Source organism: Kitasatospora sp. NBC_01300, from assembly GCF_041435235.1.
Classification (GTDB): Bacteria; Actinomycetota; Actinomycetes; order Streptomycetales; family Streptomycetaceae; genus Kitasatospora.
On the sequence record NZ_CP108408.1, the window covers coordinates 2,431,231 to 2,457,391 of the forward strand.

General features: G+C 71.7%; 20 protein-coding genes. 6 read left to right on the forward strand and 14 right to left on the reverse strand.

Annotation, left to right across the window (positions count from 1 at the left end):
- Positions 1 to 215: 215 nt before the first annotated feature.
- A complete protein-coding gene (locus OG556_RS10875; RefSeq protein WP_350878256.1) occupies positions 216 to 2,159 on the reverse strand; it encodes a TIGR03960 family B12-binding radical SAM protein in 1,944 nt (647 codons plus the stop codon).
- Positions 2,160 to 2,627: 468 nt separating this feature from the next.
- Here OG556_RS10875 and OG556_RS10880 point away from each other — a divergent pair, with 468 nt between their 5' ends.
- Positions 2,628 to 3,920 (forward strand): M14 family zinc carboxypeptidase, encoded by a 1,293-nt coding sequence (locus OG556_RS10880; RefSeq protein WP_371516928.1) that lies wholly within the window; start codon positions 2,628 to 2,630, stop codon positions 3,918 to 3,920.
- A 130-nt stretch (positions 3,921 to 4,050) separates the two neighbouring features.
- Here OG556_RS10880 and rodA read toward each other — a convergent pair whose 3' ends face one another.
- The 8 genes from rodA to OG556_RS10920 all read right to left on the reverse strand — a co-directional run bounded on the left by rodA (position 4,051) and on the right by OG556_RS10920 (position 12,953).
- Complete coding sequence (gene rodA / locus OG556_RS10885; protein WP_371516929.1) at positions 4,051 to 5,250, reverse strand: rod shape-determining protein RodA; 1,200 nt, start codon at positions 5,248 to 5,250, stop codon at positions 4,051 to 4,053.
- Positions 5,247 to 7,631 (reverse strand): penicillin-binding protein 2, encoded by a 2,385-nt coding sequence (mrdA, locus tag OG556_RS10890; RefSeq protein WP_371516930.1) that lies wholly within the window; start codon positions 7,629 to 7,631, stop codon positions 5,247 to 5,249. The genes rodA and mrdA overlap by 4 nt, the downstream gene beginning before the upstream one ends.
- A 51-nt stretch (positions 7,632 to 7,682) precedes the next feature.
- Positions 7,683 to 8,324 (reverse strand): rod shape-determining protein MreD, encoded by a 642-nt coding sequence (gene mreD / locus OG556_RS10895; protein ID WP_371516931.1) that lies wholly within the window; start codon positions 8,322 to 8,324, stop codon positions 7,683 to 7,685.
- A 3-nt stretch (positions 8,325 to 8,327) separates the two neighbouring features.
- Positions 8,328 to 9,245, reverse strand: a complete 918-nt coding sequence (mreC, locus tag OG556_RS10900) for a rod shape-determining protein MreC (protein WP_371516932.1) — start codon at positions 9,243 to 9,245, stop codon at positions 8,328 to 8,330.
- 96 nt (positions 9,246 to 9,341) lie between these two features.
- Positions 9,342 to 10,367, reverse strand: a complete 1,026-nt coding sequence (locus OG556_RS10905) for a rod shape-determining protein (protein WP_031076009.1) — start codon at positions 10,365 to 10,367, stop codon at positions 9,342 to 9,344.
- A 318-nt stretch (positions 10,368 to 10,685) separates the two neighbouring features.
- Positions 10,686 to 11,099, reverse strand: a complete 414-nt coding sequence (gene ndk / locus OG556_RS10910; protein WP_063347562.1) for a nucleoside-diphosphate kinase — start codon at positions 11,097 to 11,099, stop codon at positions 10,686 to 10,688.
- 110 nt (positions 11,100 to 11,209) lie between these two features.
- The gene (locus OG556_RS10915; protein ID WP_063347563.1) at positions 11,210 to 11,560 is read right to left on the reverse strand and encodes a DUF4233 domain-containing protein; all 351 of its coding nucleotides are present in this window, start codon (positions 11,558 to 11,560) and stop codon (positions 11,210 to 11,212) included.
- A gap of 1 nt (position 11,561) precedes the next feature.
- A complete protein-coding gene (locus OG556_RS10920) occupies positions 11,562 to 12,953 on the reverse strand; it encodes a folylpolyglutamate synthase/dihydrofolate synthase family protein (protein ID WP_371516933.1) in 1,392 nt (463 codons plus the stop codon).
- A 174-nt stretch (positions 12,954 to 13,127) separates the two neighbouring features.
- Between OG556_RS10920 and OG556_RS10925 the strand changes: the two genes are divergently transcribed.
- From OG556_RS10925 to OG556_RS10935, 3 genes are all read left to right on the forward strand, one after another.
- The gene (locus OG556_RS10925) at positions 13,128 to 14,561 is read left to right on the forward strand and encodes a glycosyltransferase (RefSeq protein ID WP_371516934.1); all 1,434 of its coding nucleotides are present in this window, start codon (positions 13,128 to 13,130) and stop codon (positions 14,559 to 14,561) included.
- A 79-nt stretch (positions 14,562 to 14,640) separates the two neighbouring features.
- The gene (wecB, locus tag OG556_RS10930; RefSeq protein ID WP_371522653.1) at positions 14,641 to 15,840 is read left to right on the forward strand and encodes a non-hydrolyzing UDP-N-acetylglucosamine 2-epimerase; all 1,200 of its coding nucleotides are present in this window, start codon (positions 14,641 to 14,643) and stop codon (positions 15,838 to 15,840) included.
- 171 nt (positions 15,841 to 16,011) lie between these two features.
- Entirely contained in the window at positions 16,012 to 17,550 is a 1,539-nt protein-coding gene (locus OG556_RS10935) for a chitinase (protein WP_371516935.1), read from the forward strand.
- A 22-nt stretch (positions 17,551 to 17,572) separates the two neighbouring features.
- Here the strand turns inward: OG556_RS10935 and OG556_RS10940 are convergent, their stop codons facing one another.
- On the reverse strand, positions 17,573 to 18,094 hold the full coding sequence (locus OG556_RS10940; RefSeq protein WP_371516936.1) for a hypothetical protein: 522 nt from the start codon (positions 18,092 to 18,094) through the stop codon (positions 17,573 to 17,575).
- 316 nt (positions 18,095 to 18,410) lie between these two features.
- Positions 18,411 to 21,023, reverse strand: a complete 2,613-nt coding sequence (locus OG556_RS10945) for a valine--tRNA ligase (RefSeq protein WP_371522655.1) — start codon at positions 21,021 to 21,023, stop codon at positions 18,411 to 18,413.
- Positions 21,024 to 21,236: 213 nt separating this feature from the next.
- Here OG556_RS10945 and OG556_RS10950 point away from each other — a divergent pair, with 213 nt between their 5' ends.
- Positions 21,237 to 22,112: a hypothetical protein gene (locus tag OG556_RS10950; protein ID WP_371516937.1), complete on the forward strand. Its 876-nt coding sequence runs from the start codon at positions 21,237 to 21,239 to the stop codon at positions 22,110 to 22,112.
- 112 nt (positions 22,113 to 22,224) lie between these two features.
- A complete protein-coding gene (locus OG556_RS10955; protein ID WP_371516938.1) occupies positions 22,225 to 23,019 on the forward strand; it encodes a hypothetical protein in 795 nt (264 codons plus the stop codon).
- Between the two features lie 97 nt (positions 23,020 to 23,116).
- Here OG556_RS10955 and clpX read toward each other — a convergent pair whose 3' ends face one another.
- The 3 genes from clpX to OG556_RS10970 form a co-directional block, all read right to left on the reverse strand.
- Complete coding sequence (gene clpX / locus OG556_RS10960; RefSeq protein WP_063347569.1) at positions 23,117 to 24,406, reverse strand: ATP-dependent Clp protease ATP-binding subunit ClpX; 1,290 nt, start codon at positions 24,404 to 24,406, stop codon at positions 23,117 to 23,119.
- 249 nt (positions 24,407 to 24,655) lie between these two features.
- A complete protein-coding gene (locus tag OG556_RS10965) occupies positions 24,656 to 25,318 on the reverse strand; it encodes an ATP-dependent Clp protease proteolytic subunit (protein ID WP_350886164.1) in 663 nt (220 codons plus the stop codon).
- Between the two features lie 56 nt (positions 25,319 to 25,374).
- The gene (locus OG556_RS10970) at positions 25,375 to 25,992 is read right to left on the reverse strand and encodes an ATP-dependent Clp protease proteolytic subunit (RefSeq protein ID WP_360211667.1); all 618 of its coding nucleotides are present in this window, start codon (positions 25,990 to 25,992) and stop codon (positions 25,375 to 25,377) included.
- Positions 25,993 to 26,161: the final 169 nt, after the last annotated feature.

A 26,161-nucleotide genomic window follows, 5' to 3' on the forward strand; every position in this document is an offset into this window, starting at 1 on the left:
TAGTCAGTTGTCCCCGTCCGGCGCGACGACTGCCGCCGCTGTCCGGACTCTGTCACCTCAAAGGGTACGCGCCCCGCCACCCCCCTCGTCCCGCCCCTGGTCAGCCGCCCCCCGACGCACGGAGCCCTCCCCGGTTCCCGGGGAGGGCTCCATCCGTCACTTCGAGCACGTCACGCGTCCCGGACCCGCCCGGTCCGCGCCACCCACGCCGTCAACTAGCCCTGCGGGGCAGCCCCGTTGACCACGGCCAGCGGCAGCAGCTTCTTCCCGGTGGGACCGATCTGGATCTTGAGGTCCATCTGCGGGCACACGCCGCAGTCGAAGCACGGGGTCCAACGGCAGTCGTCGACCTCGACCTCCTCCAGGGCGTCCTGCCAGTCCTCCCAGAGCCAGTCCTTGTCGAGGCCGCTGTCCAGGTGGTCCCAGGGCAGCACCTCCTCGTAGGTGCGCTCGCGGGTGGTGTACCAGTCGACGTCGACGCCGGTGCCGGCCAGGCCCTTCTCGGCGGAGGCCATCCAGCGGTCGTAGGAGAAGTGCTCGCGCCAGCCGTCGAAGCGGCCGCCGTCCTCGTAGACGGCGCGGATGACGGCGCCGATGCGGCGGTCGCCGCGGGACAGCAGGCCCTCGACGATGCCGGGCTTGCCGTCGTGGTAGCGGTAGCCGATGTTCTTGCCGTACTTGCGGTCGCCGCGGATCGAGTCGCGCAGCTTGGCCAGCCGGGCGTCGGTGGCCTCGGCGGACAGCTGCGGGGCCCACTGGAACGGGGTGTGCGGCTTGGGCACGAACCCGCCGATGGAGACGGTGCAACGGATGTCGTTCTGGCCGGTGACCTCGCGGCCCTTCTGGATGACGTTCTTCGCCATCGCGCCGATCTGGAGCACGTCCTCGTCGGTCTCGGTGGGCAGGCCGCACATGAAGTACAGCTTCACCTGGCGCCAGCCGTTGCCGTAGGCGGTGGCGACGGTGCGGATCAGGTCCTCCTCCGACACCATCTTGTTGATCACCTTGCGCATGCGCTCGCTGCCGCCCTCGGGGGCGAAGGTGAGGCCCGAGCGGCGGCCGTTGCGGGACAGCTCGTTGGCGAGGTCGATGTTGAAGGCGTCGACGCGGGTGGACGGCAGCGACAGGCCGATCTTGTCGTCGCTGTAGCGGTCGGCCAGGCCCTTGGCGATGTCCCCGATCTCGGTGTGGTCGGCGCTGGACAGCGAGAGCAGGCCCACCTCCTCGAAACCGGTCGCCTTCAGCCCGCGCTCCACCATCTCGCCGATGCCGGTGATGCTTCGCTCCCGCACGGGGCGCGTGATCATGCCGGCCTGGCAGAAGCGGCAGCCGCGGGTGCAGCCGCGGAAGATCTCCACGGACATCCGCTCGTGCACGGTCTCCGCGAGCGGGACGAGCGGCTGCTTCGGGTAGGGCCACTCGTCGAGGTCCATCACGGTGTGCTTGGACACCCGCCACGGCACGCCCGGGGCGTTCGGCACGACGCGGCCGATCCGGCCGTCGGCCAGGTACTCCACGTCGTAGAACTTCGGCACGTACACCCCGCCGGTACGGGCGAGGCGCAGCAGCAGCTCGTCGCGTCCGCCCGGGCGGCCCTCGGCCTTCCAGCCGCGGACGAGCTCGGTGATGTCGAGCACGGCCTGCTCGCCGTCGCCGACCACCGCGCAGTCGATGAAGTCCGCGATCGGCTCGGGGTTGAACGCGGCGTGGCCGCCGGCCAGGACGATCGGGTCCTCGTCGGTGCGGTCCTTGGCCTCCAGCGGGATGCCGGCCAGGTCGAGCGCGGTCAGCATGTTGGTGTAGCCGAGCTCGGTGGAGAACGACAGCCCGAACACGTCGAAGGCCTTCACCGGGCGGTGCGCGTCCACGGTGAACTGCGGGACGTCGTGCTCGCGCATCAGCGCTTCGAGGTCCGGCCAGACGCTGTAGGTGCGCTCGGCGAGCACGCCCTCGCGCTCGTTGAGCACCTCGTAGAGGATCATGACGCCCTGGTTGGGCAGGCCGACCTCGTAGGCGTCGGGGTACATCAGCGCCCAGCGGACGTCGCAGGCGTCCCAGTCCTTGACGGTCGAGTTGAGCTCGCCGCCGACGTACTGGATCGGCTTCTGGACGTGCGGGAGGAGGGCCTCCAGGCGTGGGAAGACCGATTCGACAGTCATGTACTAGGAACCCTTACGACGTGATTCGGTGCCGCGCGCATCGGCAGGCGACGGCGGGGAGGGGTGACCCTCAAGGGTAGCCCAATCCGGGGAAAGGCCCGCTGGCTCACCCCCGGGCTCACCGACGCCCGGCCCGGGCACCCGCCCGCGCTCCGGCGCGGCCGCCCCGGTAGGGCCCGCCCCGGCACGCGCAGTGCGCGCCCGCCGCCCGGCGCCGTCCGCCGTTGACATGCCCGGACCACCCATGCGGTACTGACAGGGCCCCGCCAGAGACCTCTGCACCCCTTCCGGACAAGGGAGTTGAGCCGTACGCTCAACCCTCGCCGACTCCCCCCCCGGCGACCCGTCCCCGGCGCGCAGGGCCCCGCCCCCGGCCCCGCAGGCAGCGTCCGTCGACGCCCCAGCGCGCCCCGGCGGCCCGACGAGCCAGGCGGCCGCGCGGCCACGCGGTCACGCCCTAGGAGAGCCATGACCGACACCGACCGGCGGGTCCGCCCGCCCCGACCCCTCGGCAGCCGGGCCGCCCGCTACCCCGCGCCGGCCCAGGCCGAGGCCGCGGCCCGGCGGCTCGCGCTGCGCCACCCGGAGCGGTGCCGGCTGCGCGAGGTGGGCCGCTCGCGGGCCGGGCGCCCGCTGCTGCTGCTGTCCGTCGACCGGGGCCCGCGCACGGTGCTGGTCGTCGGCGGCCCGCACCCCAACGAGCCGATCGGCACGGCCGGCGCCCTGCGGCTGGCCGAGGTGCTGCTGGCACGCCCCACCCGGCCCGGCCTGTCCTGGCACCTGCTGCTCTGCCTGGACCCGGACGGCGCCGCGCTCAACGCAGGCTGGCTGGACGGGCCGCTCACCGCCCGCCGGCACTACGAGCACTTCTTCCGCCCCTCGTTCGAGGAGCAGCCCGAACTGCTGCCGGCCGCCGACGCGGGCCGGCCCCCGATGCCCGAGAGCCTGGCGCTGACCGGCCTGATCGACGAGCTGCGCCCGTTCCTGCAGTGCTCGATGCACGGGGTGGACTTCGGCGGCGCCTTCATCCAGCTGACCGCTCCGGTGCCCGGGCTGCCCGAGCTCTTCGCCTCCTCGGTGCGCCGGGCCGGCATCCCGCTGGACGTCGACCCCTTCGACGCGGTCGGCTGGGCCAGCCCCTTCCCCGGCACCTACCTGATGCCCTCGGCGGACGGCGCGGGCCGGTCACGGGCGCTGCCGGACGAGCCGGAGCTGTCCACCTGGTCGTACGCCGGCCGGCACGGCGGGGTGACGGCCGTGCTGGAGGTGCCGATGTGGGCCGTGGACGCGGTCGGCGACGGCCGTCCGCACCCGGCGGCGGACCGGGCGGTCGGCGCCGCGGCCCGGACGCTGCGCGAGCGCGCCGAGGAGCTCTCCGGGCTGCTGGCCCACGTGCCCGCGCACACCCGGGCGGCGCACGGCGCACTGGTGCGCGCGGCCGGGTTCACCCTGGAGTTCTGTCCGTCGGTGGCGGAGGAGTGGCTGGCCCGCTGGTGCGCCGAGCCGCTCACGGTGTCCCGGGTGACCACCGCCGAGATCGTCGCGGCCCGGATCCCGCTGCGGGTGGCGTCGACGGTGCTGCGGCTGCTGGCGGACACCGGCGGTCCGACCGTGGAGGCGGCCCGGGGCCGGGCCCGCGACATCGTCACCGAGAGCCTGGGCCGGCTGCACCACCGCTTCGGCGCCCGCTGGGTGCCGGTCCAGGAGCAGCTGGCCCACCAGGTCCGCGCGGCACTCACCGCCGTCGACTGCCTGCTCTGACCGAGATCCAGGCCAGGCGCAACCGGGCAACAACTACCCACCCCAGAACCTAGTTGAGAACCACCGAGGGCCGACCCGAGAGATCCTCGGGCCGGCCCTCGACGGACGCACGGACGCGCGAACGGTCCGCTCAGGCCGCTATCGGCCGCTGGCTGCGGACCGCCTGGAGCAGCCCGATCGCGATCCAGACCGCGAACATCGACGACCCCCCGTAGGAGACGAACGGCAGCGGGATGCCCGCCACCGGCATGATGCCCAGGCACATCCCGATGTTCTCGAAGGCCTGGAAGGAGAACCAGGCGATGATCCCCGCGGCCACGATCGTCCCGTACAGGTCGGTCGCCTGCCGGGCGATCCGGCAGGCCCGCCACAGCACCACGCCGACCAGCAGGATGATCGCCAGCGCCCCGACGAAGCCCAGCTCCTCACCGGCCACCGTGAACACGAAGTCGGTCTGCTGCTCCGGCACGAACTGCCCGGTGGTCTGCGTCCCGTGGAACAGACCCTTGCCGGTCAGCCCGCCCGAGCCGATCGCGATCCGGGCCTGCGCGGTGTTGTAGCCGACGCCGGAGGGGTCCAGCTGCGGGTTGGCGAAGGCCGCGAAGCGGTCGATCTGGTACTTGCTCAGCACCCCGAGCTTCCAGATCGCCACGCACCCGACGGTGCCCGCCACCAGCAGCCCGAGCACCCAGCGGTTGGCCGCCCCCGAGCCGAGCAGGATGCCCAGCACGATCGCGGCCATCACCATCACCGAGCCAGCGTCCGGCATCAGCAGCACGACGCACATCGGCAGGAAGGCCCAGACCAGGCCGCGGAACACCGCCCGGTGCGAGGGGTACTCCCGCTCCCCCGCGTCCACCTGGTCGGACAGCACGACCGCCATCGCCAGCACGATCCCCAGCTTCGCGAACTCGGCGGGCTGGATGGAGAAGCCGCCGCCCAGCTGGATCCAGGAGTGCGCGCCGTTGATGGTCGAGCCCAGCGGGCTGAGCGTGGCGAGCAGCATCAGGATCACGCCGATGTACAGGAACGGCACGAGGGTGCGGAAGCGCCGGCTCCCTATCCCTATCACCACCGAGCACAGCACCAGCCCGACGACCAGGTTGGTCAGGTGCCGGTACAGGAAGTACTGCGGGTCGCCGTGGGTGAGCGAGTCCCGGCCTCGGGTGGCCGACCAGACCAGCAGGGAGCTGCCGAGCGACAGGGCCAGCGCGGCGAGCAGCAGTATCCAGTCCAGCCGCCACAGCGGCGAGTCCTTGGCCAGGGCCTTGGAGACCCCGCTGCGCTGCGGGCTCAGCCGCAGCTGCCGGTAGGAGCCGTAGGAGGTCATGCCCGCCCCCTTCCCGGGCCGCGGTTCGGTTCGAGTGCGGCGTCGGCCGCGGTGCCCGGGGCGGGCCGGTCCTTCGGCTGCGCCGGGTCCAGGAACGCCGAGGCCGGGGCGGGCTCGCCCGGCACCTGTTCCAGGAAGGCCGGCGCCGGTCCGGGCACGCCCTGCGCCTGCTCCGGCGACGCCAGGAGGCCCGGGCCCGCGAGGGCCTGCGCCGGGTCGACGGTGTCGGCGGTGTGGCCGGTGTTGCCGGTGTCGGCGGTGTCGGCGGTGTAGGCCGCCGGCTTGACGATCGCGGTGCCGTCCGGGTTGAACTTCGGCAGTTCGGCCTGCGGCGCGGGCAGCAGCGCCTTGCCGTTGTCGATGTTGCCCTTGTCGTCGACGCCGTACAGCGCCTGGTAGATCCGGCGGACGGCGTCGCCGGAGCCGCCGGAGCCGGTGCCGCCCTGGCTTATCGTCATGACGACCGCGTAGTCCTTGCTGTACGTGGTCAGCCAGGAGGTGGTCTGCTTGCCCTCGACCTCGGCGGTGCCGGTCTTGGCGTGCAGCTCGATCTTGTTCTGCGGCCAGCCGGCGCCGGCGAACTTCCAGGCGGCGGTACCGCCGGTGATGACGCCCGCGGTGGCCTGGTCGATGTAGCTCAGCAGCTTCTGGGAGCCGGGGAACTTGCCGTCCTCGTGCGGGGCGATCTCGCGGACGAGGTCCCCGCTCGGGCTTATCACCGCCTTGGCGATGGTCGGCCGGTAGAAGGTGCCGCCGTTGGCCAGCGCCGAGTAGATCCGGGCCATCTGGACCGGGGTGACGAGCGTGTCGCCCTGGCCGATCGCGAAGTTGACGGCGTCACCGGCGCGCATCTGGTAGCCGTCGACGCAGTTCTCCTTGGCGATCTGGTCGGAGAAGCTGGTGCCGCCCTTCTGTGCCTGCGCGCACCAGGCGTCCTTGTTGTTGTCGTAGAAGGACTGCTTCCACTGCCGGTCCGGCACCCGGCCGGTGACCTCGCTGGGCAGGTCGATGCCGGTCTTGGCGCCGAGGCCGAACTGGTGGGCGGTCTTGAAGAACCAGTCGCCCGGCTCCTTCTTCGGCTTGATGCCGCCGTCCTTCATCCACTGGTCGTACGCCAGGCCGTAGAAGACGGTGTCGCAGGAGACCTCCAGCGCCTTCTCCAGGGAGATGGAGCCGAAGTTCTCGCTCTCGAAGTTCTTGAACTCGCGGCCGCCGATGGTCATGCTCTTCGGGCACGCGTACGTCCCGTCCAGCGAGTAGCCGGCCTCGACGGCGGCGGTGGTGGAGACGACCTTGAAGGTCGAGCCGGGGGCGGACTGACCCTGTATGGCCCGGTTCAGCAGCGGGAAGTTGGAGTCCTTGCTGGTCAGCGACTGGTAGTCCTTGCCGGTGATGCCGCCCACCCAGAGGTTGGGGTCGTAGGTCGGCGCGCTGGCCATCGCGACGATCCGGCCGGTGTGGACGTCCATCACCACGGCGGCGCCGGAGTCGGCCTCGTAGTTGCGGTTGGTGACCTTGTCGAAGGTCTTCCGGGCGTCGGCCATGGCCTGCCCGAGGTTGTCCTCGACCACCTTCTGCACCCGGGCGTCGATGCTGGTGACCAGGTTGTTGCCGGTCTGCGGGGCGGCGGCGCCGGCGGTGCCGATCACCCGGCCGAGGTTGTCCACCTCCAGCTGGGTGATGCCGGCGGTGCCGCGCAGGTCGCGGTCGTACACCGACTCCAGGCCGGCCCGGCCGATCTGGTCGGCCGGCAGGTAGCGGTCCAGGCCGGACTTGGAGGCGGTCTTGCTGACCTCCTCGTCGGTGACCGGCGAGAGGTAGCCGAGCACCTGGGCCATGTTGGCGCCCTCGGCGCCGGTGTAGCGGCGCACGGCGGTGGGCTGCGCGGTGACCCCGGGGAAGTCCTCGCGGCGTTCCATTATCTGCATCGCCTGCTGGGTGGTCGCCTCCTTGGTGACCGGGATCGGCTGGTAGGGCGAGCCGTTCCAGCAGGGCTGCGGGGTCTTGGCGTCGCAGAGCCGGGTCTTCTCCTGCACGTCCTTGGCGGGCATCCCCAGCACCTCGGCCAGCCGGCCGAGCACCGCCTTGCCGCCGTCCTTCTGCTGCAGCAGCGAGGTGCGGCTGACCGAGACCACCAGCCGGGCCTCGTTGCCGGCCAGGATCCGCCCGGAGGCGTCCAGGATCTCGCCGCGGACGGCCGGTTCGACCACCTCGCGGATGTGGTTGCCGGTCGCCTTGGCGGTGTAGACGCTGGCGTTGCGGATCTGCAGGTACCACAGCCGTCCGCCGAGGGTGGCGAGCAGCGACAGGACCAGGATCTGCAGCACCACCAGACGGATCGTCACCCGCCGGGTACGGCCGGTCTCGGGGATGTTGCTCACGTCTCGTGCGCTCCAGGATGCGGGAAGTCGGGAGGTCGGGGGCCGGGCCGGTTACGGGCGCCGGGCGAAGCCGGGCATGCGCCGCTTCTTGTAGGACGGGCCGGCCGAGGACTCGCGCGTGGTGCGGTAGCGGGCCAGCGTGCCCAGACCGGAGCCGCCCTCGTCGTCATCGGCGGCCGCGGTCACCGGGTCACGCCCGAAGCGGCGGCCGACCAGCATCACCAGCGGCACCACGAACGGCGCCAGCAGCACGTCGTACAGCAGGGCGCTGACCACCAGGCCGCCGAGGCCGACGTGCCGGGCCGCGGTGTCGCCGACCAGGGCGCCGACCATCGCGTACAGCAGGGTGGAGGCGACGGCCGCGGCGGCCACCACCATCAGCGCGCCGGACACCGACCGCTGGCGGCCGTGGTCCGGGCGCAGCAGCCCGGCGGCGTAGCCCATCAGGCAGAGCACCAGCGCGTAGCGGCCGATCGCGTGGTCGGAGGGCGGCGCGAGGTCGGCGAGCAGGCCGGCCGAGAAGCCGACCACGCAGCCGCCGGACGGCCCGTAGACCAGGGCCAGGCCGACCACGACGAGCAGCAGTATGTCCGGGGTGGCCCCCGGGAGCTGGAGCCGGCCGAAGACGCTGACCTGGAGGATCAGGCCGAGCAGGATCAGGCCGGCGGAGACGGGGATGCGGGCGAGGCGCATGGCTCAGTTCCCCCCAGTGGGCTTGGCGGGCGGGGCGGCGGGCGCGGACGGGGTCTGGGCGGGGGCCGGCGGCAGGACGGCGTCGCGCGGGTCGGCACGCGGCGGCACGACCACCACGCCGACCAGGTCCAGCCGGGTGAACTGGACGAAGGGCTCGACCAGGACGGTCTTGGTCAGCTGGCCCGGGGTGGCCTCGACCTCGACGACCTTGCCGACCGGCACGCCGGGCACGAACGGGCGGCCGCTCTGCGAGCCGAAGGTGACCAGCCGGTCGCCGGCCTTGACCTGGGCCTTGCCGTTGAGCAGCGAGACCTTCATCGGGCTGGTGCCCCCGCCGGAGGCGAAGCCGATCTCGCCGCTGGCCTCCAGCCGGGTGCCGGCCGAGAAGCCGGGGTCGGAGGCGAGCAGCACGGTGGCGGTGGTCGGGGCGACGGTGGTGATCCGGCCGACCAGGCCCTGACCGTTGATCACCGTCATGTCGCGGGTGAGGCCGTCGTCGCTGCCGGAGTCGATAGTGATGGTCCAGGAGAAGCCCTGGGCCGGGCCGATCGCGATGACCTGGGCGGCCTTGACGGTGTAGCCGCCGGCGCCGGCGGTGCGCAGCAGGTCGTCGAGCTGCTTGGTGCGCCCGGTGGCCATGTCGGAGGAGGCGAGCTTCTGCCGCAGTTCGGTGTTCTCGCGGGCGAGCTCGTCGGTGCGGCCGTTGTTGGACGCGGCGTCGCGGAAGGCCCGGACGGTGTCGGCGACCGGGTCGACGACGGTGGCGGCTCCGCGCTCGACCGGGCCGAGGACGCTGGCGGCGGCGTGTCGGGCACCGCCGAGGGGGGAGCTCTCACCGCCCTTGATGTCCACGGTGACGAGTGCGAAGGCTACGGCCACCAGCAGGATGAGCAGCAGCCGGCTCTCTCGTGTGTCCCTCACGGTGCTGGTACTGCCCCTTCGTACCTGGTCGGCCGCCCGGGCTGTGGGGCCCGGGCGGCAGCCCGTTCAGTTGAGTGTCGGATGTTCTCGGTGGTGCTAACGGCGCGGGGAGGCGTCCAGTACCTGCTGGAGCGCCTCGAACTCCTCGACGCACTTGCCGGAGCCGAGCGCGACCGAGTCGAGCGGGTTCTCGGCGATGTGGATCGGCATGCCGGTCTCGCGGCGCAGCCGCTCGTCGAGGCCGCGCAGCAGGGCGCCGCCGCCGGTGAGCACGATGCCGCGGTCCATCACGTCGCCGGCCAGCTCGGGCGGGCACTGGTCGAGGGTGGTCTTCACGGCGTCGATGATCGAGTTGACCGGCTCGTCGATGGCCTCGCGGACCTCGGCGGCGGAGATGACCACGGTCTTGGGCAGGCCGCTGACCAGGTCGCGGCCGCGGATCTCGGCGTGCTCGTCCTTCTCGCCCTCCAGGCCGAAGGCGCTGCCGATGCTCATCTTGATCTGCTCGGCGCTGCGCTCGCCAAGGAGCAGCGAGTACTCCTTCTTGATGTGCTGGACGATCGCGTTGTCCAGCTCGTCGCCGGCGACCCGGATGGACTGGGCGGTGACGATGCCGCCGAGGGAGATGACCGCGACCTCGGTGGTGCCGCCGCCGATGTCGACGACCATGTTGCCGGTGGCCTCGTGGACGGGCAGCCCGGCGCCGATGGCGGCGGCCATCGGCTCCTCGATGATGTGCACCTGGCGGGCGCCGGCCTGCGAGGAGGCCTCGATCACGGCGCGGCGCTCGACCCCGGTGATGCCGGAGGGCACGCAGACCACGACCCGGGGGCGGGCGAGGTAGCGGCGGCGGTGGATCTTGAGGATGAAGTAGCGGAGCATCCGCTCGGTGATCTCGAAGTCGGCGATCACGCCGTCCTTGAGCGGGCGGATGGCGACGATGTTGCCCGGCGTCCGGCCGATCATCTTCTTCGCCTCGGCACCGACCGCCAGGATGCCGCCGGTGTTGGTGTTCACCGCGACGACGGACGGCTCGTTGAGGACGATCCCCTTGCCCCTGACGTACACCAGCGTGTTGGCAGTTCCAAGGTCGATCGCCAAGTCGCGGCCGATGAACGACAGGTTGCTCGCCATGGGGTGTGGTTGCCTTCCCGGGCTCGGAGTTCATGGGGGTTGGACGAGAGCGCGCCCACGCTCGGGCGGAGCCAGCTGAGCTGCCTTACCGGGCCCTTGAGTCGCGTCCATCGTAGTCACGCGGCGCGGTACGGACGTCGATGCGGGGCATACCGTCCATTGTCCGGAGCGTGTTCGCTTCTCCGGGCATTGGGACGCCGTGTCGGCACCTCTGGTTGCTTATTTCACGATAAAAGTGCCCCGGCCGGGCCAATGGTCCCGACCGGGGCAGTGCCAAGGTCCCTCGGGCGTGTCGCCCGGCTGGACTCAGGCGTGCGCCGGGAAGAAGATCTTGATCTCGCGCTCGGCCGACTCCGGGGAGTCCGAGGCGTGGATCAGGTTCTCGCGGGTGATCGTCGCGTAGTCGCCGCGGATGGTGCCGGCCCCGGCCTCCAGCGGGTTGGTCGCACCGGCCAGCATCCGGATGCCGCGGACGACCTCCTCGCCCTCGACGATCAGCGCGATCGACGGGCCGGAGGTCATGAACTCCAGCAGCGGCTCGTAGAACGGGCGGCCGACGTGCTCCGCGTAGTGCTGCTCCAGCGTCGCCCGGTCGAAGGTGCGCAGCTCGACGGCGGTGAGCCGCCAGCCGGCCTTGCGCTCGATGCGGCTGATGATCTCGCCGGCCAGGCCACGCTGGACGGCGTCGGGCTTGAGCAGGACGAGAGTGCGCTGGGACACGGTGCGTCTCCTGGGGATTCGGTACGGCAAGGCAGTCGGGCCGACGGGCGGGAGCCGACACGGCAGAGATTACCTTGCGTGTGCGGCGTGTCGGCCCGCCGGTCCGGGCCCTAGACCGGTACGGCGGCCGCCTCGGCGGCGGCCCGGGCGGCCTTGAACTCGTCCACCTTGCGGCCGTAGTGCACCGAGCACCACCACAGGCCGGCGAAGACCACGCCGAGGCCGAACATGGTCGGCAGGATGAAGCCGCTGGCGATCAGTCCGATCTGCAGCGCCCAGCCGACGGCCACCGCACCGGGGCGGTTGATCATGCCGCAGAGCGCGATGCACAGCGCCATGACGATCCCGGTGACGATCCAGATCGTGGCCGTGGAGACGCTGGACAGCTGCATCGCGACCAGCGCGGCGAACATGGCCAGGAGCGCCTCGCCGATCAGGGTCGAGGAGCAGAGGGTCCTCATGTCACTTCCTCCCGAGCAGCAGGCGGGCCTCGCCCACCGTGATGACCGAACCGGTGACCAGCACCCCGGCACCGCCGAGGTCGCCCTCCTCCTCGGCGAGGGTGACGGCGGCCGCGATGGCGTCGTCGAGCCGGGGCTCGACCTGGACGCGGTCCTCGCCGAAGATGTCGACGGCCAGCGCCGCCAACTCGTCGACGTCCATCGCGCGGTGGGTGGAGTTCTGGGTGATGACGACCTCGGCCAGGATCGGCTCGAAGGCCTCCAGCACGCCGGCCACGTCCTTGTCCCCGGAGGTGCCGATCACGCCGACGAGCCGGGTGAAGCCGAAGGACTCGCCGAGGGCGGCGACGGTGGCGCGGGCGCCGTGCGGGTTGTGCGCGGCGTCCAGGATGATCGTGGGGCTGCGGCGGACGACCTCCAGGCGGCCGGGCGAGGAGACACCGGAGAAGGCCTGGCGGACCTTGTCCACGTCGAGCTGCCCGCCGCGGGCGCCGCCGACGCCGAAGAAGGCCTCGACCGCGGCCAGCGCCAGCACCGCGTTGTGCGCCTGGTGCTCGCCGTGCAGCGGGATGAAGACGTCCTCGTACTCCTCGCCGCCGAGCCCGCGCAGCGTCACCAGCTGGCCGCCGACGCCGAGCTCACGGCGGATCACGCCGAACTCCATGCCCTCGCGGGCCACCGTGGCGTCGACCTCGACGGCGCGCCGCAGGATGTTCTGGGCGGCGTCCAGCTGCTGCTGGGCGACGACGGCGACGGCTCCGGACTTGATGATCCCGGACTTCTCGACCGCGATCTCGCCGGTGGTCTCGCCGAGCTTGTCGGTGTGGTCCAGCCCGATCGGGGTGATCACGGCGACGGCGGCGTCGATGACGTTGGTGGCGTCCCAGGAGCCGCCCATGCCGACCTCGACCACGGCGACGTCCACGGGGGCGTCGGCGAAGGCGGCGTAGGCCATGCCGGTCAGCACCTCGAAGAAGGACATCGGCACCGGCTGCGCCGCGTCGACCATCTGCACGTACGGCTCGATGTCGCGGTAGACCTCGACGAAGCGCTCGGGGGTGATCGGGGCGCCGTCGAGGGTGATCCGCTCGGTGACGCTCTCCACGTGCGGGCTGGTGTAGCGGCCCGTGCGCAGTTCGAAGGTGTTGAGCAGCTGCTCGATCATCCGGGCGGTGGAGGTCTTGCCGTTGGTCCCGGTGATGTGGATGGAGGGGAAGGACCGCTGGGGCTGGCCCAGGATGTCCATCAGCGCCTCGATCCGGTCGAGCGAGGGCTCCAGCTTGTTCTCCGGCCAGCGCTTGGAGAGCTCCACCTCGACATCGCGCAGGGTGTCGTCGGTGTCGCCGTCGGCGGGGCGGAGGGTGTACGGGTTCGGGTCGGCCTTGTCGCTCACGACCACAGTCTACGGAGGGTTGGCGGGCCGTCCTCACGGGGTGAGAACGACCACTTTGGTCGGGGTTTCCAATTTGCCCCCTTTACTATCTCTTTGGCGAGTTTGAACCGCAACGAAGCATCGATTCGCACCCCCTGGAGCCGCACCGCCTTTGATCACGAGGAGCACCACGCCATGCCCGACGCTCTGCACGACTGGATCGTGCTCCGCCAGGACGCCGTCGTCTGGTTCGCCGGACTGGTCTCACTGGCGCTCGTCGGCTACATGGCCTTCGTCTTCGGACGCTTCCTCCTGTACTGGGCCGGCTCCCGGCACGCCTTCCGGCACAACCGGCCCGCCGAGCCCGGCGACCCGACCGCCTTCCAGTGGCACCTGGTGATCCCCTGCCGCGACGAGGAGGCCGTGGTCACCCAGACCCTGGCCGGCCTGCGCGACAGCGCGCCCGGGGCCCACCTGTGGGTGATCGACGACGACAGCGAGGACGCCACCCGCGACCTCGTCCTCGCCGCCGCGGCCCACGACGACCGCGTCCACCTCGTCCAGCGCCGCCGCCCGCACGCCCGGATCGGCAAGGGCGCCGCCCTCAACGCCGCCTACCGCGAGATCACCGCCTGGCTGCCCGAGGACACCGACCGCTCCCGCGTGGTGATCGGCGTCGTCGACGCCGACGGACGGCTCGACCCCGGCACCCTCCCCCAGGTCTGCAACGACAAGGCGCTCGGCCGCCCCGACACCGGCGCCGTCCAGATCGGCGTGCGGATGCGCAACGCCGACGACGAACTCCCGCTGCCCTGCCGAGGCCGCACCGCCAACGCGTTCGCCCGCGCCCTGGTCCGGATGCAGGACATCGAGTTCCAGGCCAACAACGCCGGCATGCAGCTGCTGCGCCGCCGCACCGGCAGCGTCGGCCTCGGCGGGAACGGCCAGTTCGTCCGCCTCACCGCCCTCGACTCGCTCACCGCCGAGGAGGGCCGGGCCGGCCGCCCCTGGCCCGAGCGCGCCCTGCTGGAGGACTACGAGTCCGGCCTCGACCTGCGCCTGGCCGGCTGGCGCCTCACCCACGTCACCGAGACCCAGGTCTCCCAGGAGGGCCTGATCTCGCTGCGCCGCTTCCTCACCCAGCGCACCCGCTGGGCCCAGGGCAACATGCAGTGCCTGCGCTACACCGGCCGGGTGCTGCGCTCCCCCTTCTACACCTGGTCCGGCAAGGCCGAGGTGCTGTACACCTTCCTCCAGCCCGTCGTCTGCGTCCTGCTGGTCCTGCTGTTCCCGCTCTCGCTCGGGATCACCGCGGCCGGGCTGGTGCTCTTCCCCGCCGAAACCGCCGACTTCCACGTCAGGTTCGGCCCGTGGATGCTGCTCGCCTTCGCGGTCGCCACCCTGCCGATGGTGCTCTGGGGCTTCGCCTACCGCCGGCTCGTCCACCCCGACCGCGGCCGACTCACCGGACTGCTCTGGGGCGTCCTGATCTGGCTCTACGCCTACCACCTCTTCGTGGTCGCCACCCGGGCCGCCGCCCGGATGCTGCTCGGCCGCAACGGCTGGGCCAAGACCCGGCGCAACGCCGAGAAGGTCGCCCTCGGCGCCCCCACCGCCCTCGAGTCCTGAGCCCCGCGCCTGAGTCCCGCGCTGAGCCCCGCACCTGAAGCCTGAGCAGCCCCACCCCCCTCGGAGCCTCCCCATGAGCATGTGCCTTCCCCCCGCCAGCGTCGCCGTCGTCCTCGGCACCCGCCCCGAACTGGTCAAGCTCGCCCCGCTGATCCACGAACTCGGCGACGCCACCCGCCTGGTGCACACCGGCCAGCACTGGGACGAGGCGATGTCCGGCCGCTTCCTGCGCGACCTCGACCTGCCCCGCCCCGAACTGCTCACCGGCGTCGGCGGGCGCCCCCGGGCCGGCCAGATCGCCCAGTCCCTCGGCCAGCTGGACGCCGCCTTCGCCGAGGACCGCCCCGCCGCCGTGGTCGTCCAGGGCGACACCAACGCCACCCTCGCCGGGGCGCTGGCCGCCAACGCCCGGGAGATCCCGCTGGTGCACGTCGAGGCCGGGCTGCGCAGCTTCGACCGTGCGATGCCCGAGGAGCACAACCGGGTGATGGTCGACCACGTCTCCGACCTGCTCTGCGCCGCCACCGGGGACAACGTCGCCAACCTGCGCGCCGAGGCCCTCGCCGAGGAGCGGATCGCGCTCACCGGCAACACCGTCGTCGAGGTGGTCCGCCGCCAGCTGCCGGCCGCGGCCGACCGCGCCGCGCTGCTCGCCGCGCACGGGCTGCGCCCGGACGGCTACGTGCTGGCCACCGTGCACCGCCCGGAGAACACCGACACCGCCGAGGCACTGGGCGCCGTGCTGGCCGAACTGGACCGGATCGCCCGGGCGGGCACCCCGGTGCTGTTCCCGATGCACCCGCGCACCCGGGCCGCCGTCGAACGCTTCGCACTGGACGCCCTGCTGGAGCGCCTGGCCGTCACCGGGCCGGTCGGGTACGCCGACTTCCTGGGCCTGGCCAGCCACGCCGCGCTGCTGGTCTCCGACTCCGGCGGCGTGCAGGAGGAGTGCACCGTGCTCGGCCGCCCGCTGCTGGTGGTGCGCCGCTCCACCGAGCGTCCGGAGGCGGTGGCGGCGGGCTTCGCCGCGCTGGTGGGCCCCGACGAGGACCTGGGCGAGCTGGCCCGGGCCTGGCTGGCCGACACCCCCGAGCGGCTCGCCCGGCTCGCGGCCACCCCGAGCCCGTACGGCGACGGCCTGGCCTCCGCGCGGATCGCCGCGCTCACCGCCGCGGTCGCCGAGCCGGCCGAGCCCGGAGCAGCCGGCGCCGGAACAGCCGACGCCGGTGCGACGGGCACCGCGGCGGCCGACTCCGGGGCACGGCCTTCGGCCGCCTAGCGCCCTCTTGACAGCCGGATTGGTCTACTCCACCTTGTGAGTCAAGTCTCCTTCCCCAACAGGGACTTGAGTTGTCGGTAGCTCCCGCACGCGCACCATCGACACCCCGGACGGCGCTCCACCCCCACCACCCAGGCGCGCCGCCGGGCCTCCCCCACAGGAGATGGAGTCATGCCACCTGCCCGACACCGGCGCCCACGCGCCGTCCACACCCTGCTCGCCGGGGCCTGCGCCGTCGCCCTCGGCCTGAGCGGGCTCGCCCTCGCCACCGGCACCGGCGCCCACGCCGCCGACCCCGACCTGATCACCAACGGCGGCTTCGAGACCGGCACCCTGTCCGGCTGGTCCTGCGGCAACGGCGCCGTCCAGAGCACGACCGTGCACTCCGGCCGCTACGCCCTGCAGTCCACCCCGGGCTCGGGCGACACCGGCGAGTGCACCCAGACCGTCGCCGTGCAGCCCTCCTCGACGTACACGCTGAGCTCCTGGGTCCAGGGCTCGTACGTCTACCTGGGCGCCCGCGGCACCGGCGGCACCGACCCCGGCACCTGGACGAACTCCTCCGGCTGGGCCCAGCTGAGCACCGGCTTCACCACCGGCCCTGGCACCACCAGCGTCACCGTCTACCTGCACGGCTGGTACGGGCAGCCCGCCTTCCTCGCCGACGACGTCTCGCTGATCGGCCCGGGCGGCCCGCAGCCCTCCCAGAGCCCGACCGCCACCACGTCCCCGAGCCCCACCGGCACCGGCAGCCCCTCCCCCACGGGCACCGGCACCGCCAGCCCGACCGCCACCTCGACCGGCAAGCCGCCCGGCCTGCCCAAGCACATCCTGACCGGCTACTGGCAGAACTTCGACAACGGCGCCACCGTCCAGCGGATCAGCGACGTCCCGGCCGCGTACGACATCATCGCGGTCTCCTTCGCCGACGCCACCACCACACCGGGCGGGCTGGGCTTCACCCTGGACCCGGCCCTCTCCTCCCGCCTCGGCGGCTACACCGACGCCCAGTTCAAGGCCGACATCGCGGCCAAGCGGGCGGCCGGCAAGAAGGTGGTGCTCTCGGTCGGCGGGCAGAACGGCACGGTGTCGGTGAGCGACCCGACCTCGGCGGCCAACTTCGCGAGCACCGCGTGGGCGCTGATGCAGGGCTACGGCTTCGACGGGATCGACATCGACCTGGAGAACGGCGTCAACTCCGTCTACCTGGGCCAGGCGCTGCACTCGCTGGCGGCGAAGAGCGGCAGCGGGTTCGTCCTCACCATGGCGCCGCAGACCATCGACATGCAGTCGACCGGCATGGAGTACTTCAAGCTGGCGCTGAACGTGAAGGACATCCTCACCATCGTCAACATGCAGTACTACAACTCCGGTGCGATGAACGGCTGCGACGGCAACGTCTACTCGCAGGGCACCGAGGACTTCCTCACCGGGCTGGCCTGCATCCAGCTCAAGGGCGGGCTGCGGCCCGACCAGGTGGGGCTCGGGGTGCCGGCCTCCACCAGCGCGGCGGGCGGCGGGTACGTCAGCCCGAGCGTGGTCGACAACGCGCTGGACTGCCTGGCCGCCGGCACCAACTGCGGCAGCTACAAGCCGGACACCACCTGGCCGGGCATCGGCGGGGCGATGACCTGGTCGACCAACTGGGACGCCAAGGCGGGCAACCCGGTCGCGGGCACCATCGGCGCGCACCTGCACGCCATGCCGTGACGCCCCCGGCCCGGACCGGGGTTCAGACCCCGGCCCGGGCCTCCGGGACGTGTGCCGCGGGCCCGCCGTGCCGGCGGCGCAACTCGGCCGTGATCTCGGCCAGTTCGCCCTCGGGCAGCAGCGGCAGCATCATCGCGACGCCCTGCAGAAGACCGCCGAGCAGGAAGGTGGTGTCTGCGGTCGAGGCGACCAGGCCGCGCACCTCGGCCACCTCGCCGGCGGCCACCGCCTCGATCAACCGGGCGGCGTCCGCGCTCTCCTCGTCCACCTCGACCGCGCCGTTGTCGGCCGGGGCGCGCCGGGCCATCGCCCGCAGCACCCGGTCGCCGACCTCGGGCGCGTACGCCTTGCGGACGGCCTCGGCGGCGATCCAGGCGAGCAGGGTGGTCACCTCGCGCTCGGCGCGCTCGGCGAGGAGCAGGTCCAGCTCGTGGTCGAAGGCGAGCTGGTTGCCGTGACGGAACGCCAGCAGCAGGGTCGCCGCCCTGGCCTTGGCCTCCTCCACCGCCTCGGCAGGAAGTTCGTCGGCCAATTCCTCGGTCACCACCACGCCATGCCCTCCCGTCCGTCGGCTCAGCAGGAACGCTCAGCAGAAACACCCGTCAGAAACTCCGTGCACACCGTACACATCCGACCTGCAAACTTCCGCGAACCCGCGCGGGCAAGACCGGAATGAATTCGGAAGGAATAGGACCTCACCCGGTCCAGGATGAATATTCGCCGGAAGGGAGCAATGTTGCTGGGCTATTAGGCGTAGCAAAAAGAACACCGCCGCCGGGCCCGGCCGAGCCGCCCGGAAACGCCGGAGGGGCCGCACCCCGCGCGTCGCGGAGTGCGGCCCCTCACGGACCGGTTCGGACTCAGCCCTGCGGCAGCGCCGCGAGCTGGGCGGTGATCCGGGCGATGTCGGCCTCGGCGGCCTCCTGGCGGCCCCGGATCTTGGCGACCACCTCGTCCGGCGCCTTGGCGAGGAACGCCTCGTTGCCGAGCTTGGCCGTGGTCTGCGCCTTCTCCTTCTCGGCGGCCGCGAGGTCCTTGGCGAGGCGCTTGCGCTCCGCCGCGACGTCGATGGTGCCGGAGAGGTCGAGCGCGACGGTGGCGCCGGCGACCGGGAGCGAGGCGGTGGCCGCGAAGCCCTCCTCGGGGACGGTCAGCCGCAGCAGCGAGCGGATCGCGTCCTCGTGGACGGCCAGCACGGTGCCGTCCAGCTCCAGCTCCGCCGGGACGCGCTGGCCCGGCTTGAGGCCCTGGTCCGAGCGGAACCGGCGGACCTCGGTGACCACCTGCTGCAGCGTGGCGATCTCGGCCTCGGCCTCGGCGTCGCGGTAGCCGCTGTCCGTCGGCCAGTCGGCGATGACCAGCGACTCGGCACCGGTGAGCGTGGTCCACAGGGTGTCGGTGACGAAGGGCACGATCGGGTGCAGCAGCCGCAGCGTGACGTCCAGGACCTCGCCGAGCACCCGGCGCGCGGCGTCGGCCTGCGGGCCGCCCTTGGCCAGGGTGGTCTTGGAGAGCTCGACGTACCAGTCGAAGACCTCGTCCCAGGCGAAGTGGTACAGCGCCTCGGACAGCTTGGAGAACTGGTAGTCCTCGTACAGCCCGTCCACCTCGGCGACGGTGCTGTTCAGGCGCGACAGGATCCAGCGGTCGGTCGCGGTCAGCTCCTCCGGCGCGGGCAGCGGGCCCTCGACGGTGGCGCCGTTCATCAGCGCGAAGCGGGTGGCGTTCCAGATCTTGTTGGCGAAGTTGCGGGCCGCCTGGACCCAGTCCTCGCCGATCGGCACGTCGACGCCCGGGTTGGCACCGCGCGCCAGCGTGAAGCGCAGCGCGTCCGAACCGTACTTGTCCATCCAGTCCAGCGGGTTGACCACGTTGCCGAAGGACTTCGACATCTTCTTGCCGTTCTGGTCACGGACCATGCCGTGCAGCGCGATGGTGTGGAACGGCGGGGTGCCGTCCATCGCGTAGAGGCCGAACATCATCATCCGGGCGACCCAGAAGAACAGGATGTCGTAGCCGGTGACCAGGACGGAGTTCGGGTAGAACTTCGCCAGGCTCTCGGTCTGCTCCGGCCAGCCGAGCGTGGAGAACGGCCACAGTCCGGAGGAGAACCAGGTGTCCAGGACGTCGTTGTCCTGGTGCCAGCCCTCGCCGGTGGGCGGCTGCTCGTCCGGGCCGACGCAGACGACCTCGCCGTTCGGGCCGTACCAGACCGGGATGCGGTGGCCCCACCACAGCTGGCGCGAGATGCACCAGTCGTGCAGGTTGTCGACCCAGTCGAAGTAGCGCTTCTCCATCTCCTGCGGGTGGATCTTGACCTTGCCGTCGCGGACCGCGTCGCCGGCGGCCTTCGCGAGCGGGCCGACCTTGACCCACCACTGCATGGACAGCCGCGGCTCGATGGTGGTCTTGCAGCGCGAGCAGTGGCCGACCGAGTGGACGTACGGGCGCTTCTCGGCGACGATCCGGCCGTCGGCGCGCAGCGCGGCGACGATCGCCGAGCGGGCCTCCAGCCGGTCCAGGCCGAGGAACGGGCCGTGCACGGTGATGACCGCGTGCTCGTCCATGACGGCGACCGAGGGCAGGCCGTGCCGCTGGCCGATCTCGAAGTCGTTCGGGTCGTGCGCGGGCGTCACCTTGACGGCGCCGGTGCCGAACTCCGGGTCGACGTGGGCGTCGGCGACCACGGGGATCCGACGGCCGGTCAACGGCAGCTCGATCTCGGTGCCGACCAGGTGGCGGTAGCGCTCGTCGTCCGGGTGGACGGCGACCGCGGTGTCGCCCAGCATCGTCTCGGCGCGGGTGGTGGCGACGACGATCGAGGCGTCGCCCTCGCCGTAGCGGATCGAGACCAGCTCGCCGTCGTCGTCCTGGTACTCCACCTCGATGTCCGAGATGGCGGTCAGGCAGCGCGGGCACCAGTTGATGATGCGCTCGGCCCGGTAGATCAGCTCGTCGTCGAAGAGCTTCTTGAAGATGGTCTGGACGGCCTGGGACAGGCCCTCGTCCATGGTGAACCGCTCGCGGGACCAGTCCACGCCGTCGCCCAGGCGGCGCATCTGGCCGGAGATCTGGCCGCCGGACTCCGCCTTCCACTTCCAGACGCGCTCGACGAAGGCCTCCCGGCCCAGGTCGTGGCGGGACTTGCCCTCCTTGGCGAGCTCGCGCTCGACCACGTTCTGGGTGGCGATGCCGGCGTGGTCCATCCCGGGCTGCCACAGCGCCTCGTAGCCCTGCATCCGCTTGCGGCGGACCAGCGCGTCGATCAGCGTGTGCTCGAAGGCGTGGCCCAGGTGCAGGCTGCCGGTCACGTTCGGCGGGGGGATGACGATGGTGAACGGGGGCTTGTCGCTCTTGGCGTCCGCGGTGAAGTAGCCACGCTCTACCCAGCGCTCGTACAGCTCGCCCTCTACGTCCGCGGGGGTGTAGGTCGTCGGGAGAGTTGCTGCTTCGTCCCCGGCAAAGGTGCTCACGGGGTGCTGGTTCGTCGTGTCGGTCACGACGCACAGTTTACGTAACCGCGGGCACGTGTTACGAACCGCTTTCCCCGCGCGGACGCGACCCGCCCGATCGGCTCGGTGGCGGACACCGTACGGTACCGTTCCCGGGCACTCGTCCGGTGTCCGCACGGGCCCCGGGACGACACGACGACAGGCCGCGGGTGCGGCGGGGGAGCACGGACGCAGATGTACGGCCAGGGCCAGCAGTATCCGCAGGGACAACCGCAGGGACAGCCTCAGCCGTACGGGGGCCAGCCCCCGTACGGCCCGCCGCAGCCACCGCCGCCCTACGGCGCCCCGCCGCAGCCGCCCCAGTACGGCTACCCGCCGCAGGACGGCCAGCCCTACGGCGCTCCCCAGCCGCCCTACGGTGCCCCGCAGCAGCCGTACGGCGCCCCGCAGCCCCCGTACGGCTACCCGCCGCAGGCCCCGTACGGCCAGCCGGGCTACCCGCCGCCGCCGAAGAAGGGCCGGACCGGCCTGGTGGTCGGCCTGGTCGTGGGCGCGCTGGTGCTGGGCGGCAGCGGCTTCGCCGCGTGGAAGCTCCTCGGCGACGACCAGGGCGGCCGGTACAAGATCTCCGCGCCGCAGTCGCTGCCGGACGGCTACACCCAGAAGTCGGCCAAGGAGGAGACCGTCGACCCGGCCAAGCCCGAGGCGGCGAAGTTCGGCAAGAACCTCACCGTGCTGGCGGCCAGCTACAGCAAGGGCTCCGACGCGCTCGACACGCTCTCCGTGGTCGGCGTCTACGGGGACCTCAACGACCCCGGCCAGATCATCGACGACTCGAGGAAGGACACCGGCGGGCTGACCTGGTCCACGCCGCTGACGGACTTCCCGGCGCAGGACGGCCACAGCTCCTCGGCGAAGCTCGCCTGCGGCGTGGCCGGCGTCATCGCGGGCAAGGCCGGGCCCACGGTCTGCGTGTGGGCGGACAAGTCCACCACCGGCCGGATCACCTTCAGCAAGATCAGCCTGACCGGCGGCGTCCAGGGCCTCACCCCGGCCCAGGCCGCGGACCGGACCCGGGCGATCCGCGACGCCATGGTCGTCGCCAGGTAACCCGGGCACCGCCCCGCCGCGCCACCACACGTCACCACACGTCACCACCACGTCCCCGCCGCCGCCGGCCGCGCCGGGCGGCACCCGGGCATCGCCATCAGAGAGGCCTCGCGTGACCGAGCAGAACCCCTACGGCCCCCCGCCGCAGCCGGGACACGACGCACCGCCGCCCCCGCCGGCCCCGCCGGGCTACGGCGGCATCCCGCCGCAGAGCCCGCCGCCCGGCTACCCGCCGGTCGGCGAGCCGGGTGCCTACCCCGGTGCCTACCCGGGGTACGGCGCCTACCCGCCGGTGCCGCCGCCGCGCAAGTCCCGCAAGACGCTCTGGACCGTGCTCGGCGTCGTCGGCGCCTTCGTGCTGCTGGGCGGCGGCACGCTCGCCTACTTCGTCTACGACGTCGCCAGCAACGCGGGCACCCAGAAGATCGTCCTGCCCGCCACGTTCAAGGACCTGCGCCAGAGCGACGACCCCCAGGTCGCCGACACCCTGGAGAAGGGGCTCACCTCCAGCTTCGGCAAGGGCGACGGCAACTGGAACCCCACCGGGGTGGGCGCCCTCTACCAGAACGCGCAGTCGGAGCCGCAGCTGGTCGTGTTCGGCGGCTACGGCAAGGTCCTGGCGCCGAAGCAGGAACTGGACCAGGCGTTCCAGGGCATGGCCTCCACCGGCCGCAAGCTCAACGACCGGCGCATGGTGGACGCCGGCCCCAAGGGCGGCGCGATGGAGTGCGCCGTGGTCACCGGCGGCGAGAACGAGGCCGGGACCATGATGGGCATCTGCTCCTGGGCCGACAGCAGCGGCCTGGTGATGGTCATGACGGTGGCCGACCCGAGCGCCAAGCCGGACCTGGACAAGCTCGCCGCCGACACCCGCGACCTGCGCGCGGTCGCCGAGGTCCCCAAGTAGTCCGCCGGGAACCGCCGGTGACCCTCCGGGCACCGGGAGACGCCGAAGGGCCCCGCACCGGTCGGTGCGGGGCCCTTTCGGATGCGGCGGGCGCGGGTCAGGCGCTCTTCTCGCGCCGCTCGCGCTTGATCATGTCGCGCGGGACGAGGGTGGGGATGGCGTGCTTGGAGACCACGTCCCCGGTGACCACCACGCGGGCGACGTCCTGACGCGAGGGCACCTCGTACATCACGGACATCAGCACCTCCTCCATGATGGCCCGCAGGCCGCGCGCGCCGGTGCCGCGCAGGATCGCCTGGTCGGCGATCGCCTCCAGCGCGTCCCGGGAGAACTCCAGCTCCACGCCGTCCAGTTCGAAGAGCTTGCGGTACTGCTTGACCAGCGCGTTCTTCGGCTCGGTGAGGATCTGCAGGAGCGCCTCGCGGTCCAGGTTGTGCACGCTGGTGATCACCGGCAGCCGGCCGATGAACTCGGGGATCATGCCGAACTTCACCAGGTCCTCGGGCATCACCTGGCGGAAGTGGTCGCTGGCGTCCGACTCCCGCTTGGAGCGGATGTTGGCGCCGAAGCCGATGCCCTTGGCGCCGGCCCGGCCCTCGATGATCCGCTCCAGGCCGGCGAACGCGCCGCCGACGATGAACAGCACGTTGGTGGTGTCGATCTGGATGAACTCCTGGTGCGGGTGCTTGCGCCCGCCCTGCGGCGGCACCGAGGCGGTGGTGCCCTCCAGGATCTTCAGCAGCGCCTGCTGCACGCCCTCGCCGGAGACGTCCCGGGTGATCGACGGGTTCTCGCTCTTGCGCGCGACCTTGTCGATCTCGTCGATGTAGATGATCCCGGTCTCGGCCTTCTTGACGTCGTAGTCGGCCGCCTGGATCAGCTTGAGCAGGATGTTCTCGACGTCCTCGCCGACGTACCCGGCCTCGGTCAGCGCGGTGGCGTCCGCGATCGCGAACGGCACGTTGAGCATCCGGGCCAGGGTCTGCGCCAGCAGCGTCTTGCCGGAGCCGGTGGGGCCCAGCAGCAGGATGTTGGACTTGGCCAGCTCGATGGCGTCCTCGCGGCCGTTGCCGCCGCTGCGGCCCGCCTCGCCGGCCTGGACGCGCTTGTAGTGGTTGTAGACCGCCACCGACAGCGCCTTCTTGGCGAGGTCCTGGCCGACCACGTACTGGTCCAGGAACTCGTAGATCTCCCGCGGCTTCGGCAGCTCCTCGAAGCGCACCTCGGAGGTCTCGGCGAGTTCCTCCTCGATGATCTCGTTGCACAGGTCGATGCACTCGTCGCAGATGTACACGCCTGGGCCGGCGATCAGCTTCTTCACCTGCTTCTGCGACTTGCCGCAGAACGAGCACTTGAGCAGGTCGCCACCGTCTCCGATGCGTGCCACGAGGTGCTTCCCCTTCGCCAGGGGCCCCGCAGGGGTTCCGGGGCCTGGTGCTGTGGACCGTCAACGCCGACGGCGATCGGTCTCGCTATCCGACGGTACTCTGCCGGGCCCCTGATTCCGTCCTCTTCGCCGGGTCTGCCCTACGCCCTGGGCGAATTGATACCGAACAGATGCCGTTGCGGAGGCCGCCGACGAACCGGAGCGGGGCGCGCACGCAGGATGCGCGCCCCGCCTCGGAGGGTGCCGGCCTCAGGAGGTCAGCGAGGTCTTGCGGGTGGAGATGATCTGGTCGACGAGGCCGTACTCCAGGGCCTCCTCGGCGGTGAGGATCTTGTCGCGCTCGATGTCCTCGCGCACCTGCTCCACCGGCTTGTTGGAGTGCTTGGAGAGCATCTGCTCCAGCTGCTCGCGCATCCGGAAGATCTCCTTGGCCTGGATCTCCAGGTCGGACACCTGGCCGCGGCCCGTCTCGGTGTACGGCTGGTGGATCAGGATGCGGGCGTTCGGCAGCGCCATCCGCTTGCCGGGGGTGCCGGCGGCGAGCAGCACGGCAGCGGCGGAGGCCGCCTGGCCCATGCAGACCGTGGTGATGTCCGGCTTCACGTACTGCATGGTGTCGTAGATGGCCGTCAGGGCCGTGAACGAGCCGCCGGGCGAGTTGATGTACATCTGGATCTCGCGGTCCGGGTCCATCGACTCCAGGCACAGCAGCTGCGCCATGATGTCGTTCGCCGAGACGTCGTCGACCTGCGAGCCGAGGAAGATGATGCGCTCCTCGAACAGCTTGGCGTACGGGTCGTACTCGCGGATGCCCTGCGTGGTGCGCTCGACGAAGCGCGGGACGATGTAGCGACCCTCGGCGCGCATGTCCTCGACGCGGGCCTGGGCGGCCGACAGGCTGGGGATGTTCATGGGGGTTCTTGTCCTCCGGGGCGTTGTGGCTGTGGTCTCGTGGGCCGGGCCGAGGCTCAGGCGCCCGTGCCGCCGCCGCCGGGGACGTCCGCGGCGCTGTGCATGATCGCGTCGATCAGGCCGTACTCCAGGGCCTCCTCCGGCGTGAACCAACGGTCGCGGTCGGAGTCCCTGGTGATCTGCTCGAAGGACTGGCCGCTGTGGAAGGCGATCAGCTCGGACATCCGCTTCTTGGTGCGCAGCAGCTGCTCGGCCTGGATGCGGATGTCGGTGGCGGAGCCGCCGAGGCCGGCGGAGGGCTGGTGCATCAGGATGTTGGCGTTCGGCAGCGAGAAGCGCTTGCCCTTGGCGCCGGCGGTCAGCAGGAACTGGCCCATCGAGGCCGCCATGCCCATCGCGATGGTGACGACGTCGTTCTTGATGTACTGCATGGTGTCGTAGATCGCCATGCCCGCCGAGATCGAACCGCCCGGGGAGTTGATGTAAAGGAAGATGTCCTTTTCCGGGTCCGCGGCCAGCAGCAGCAGCTGGGCGGTGATCTTGTTGGCGATGTCGTCGTCGACCTGCTGGCCGAGGAAGATGATCCGCTCGTTGAGCAGCCGGTTGTACACCTGGTCGCCCAGGCCGCCGAGCACGTCACCAGAGGCGGCGTGCGGCGCCATCGGGCCAGGCATCTGCATCTGCGGGAACGTCACTTAGCCACCTGCTCAGTCGATTTGGACGGTCGCTCCACGGCCGTCACGGTGTCGCACAGCTTCCGGGTATCACGGTGTGATTGGTGCTGTCCAAGGACCCTAACGCGCAGGCCGGGCCGCAGAATCCCTCACGCAGAACTGTTCGCTG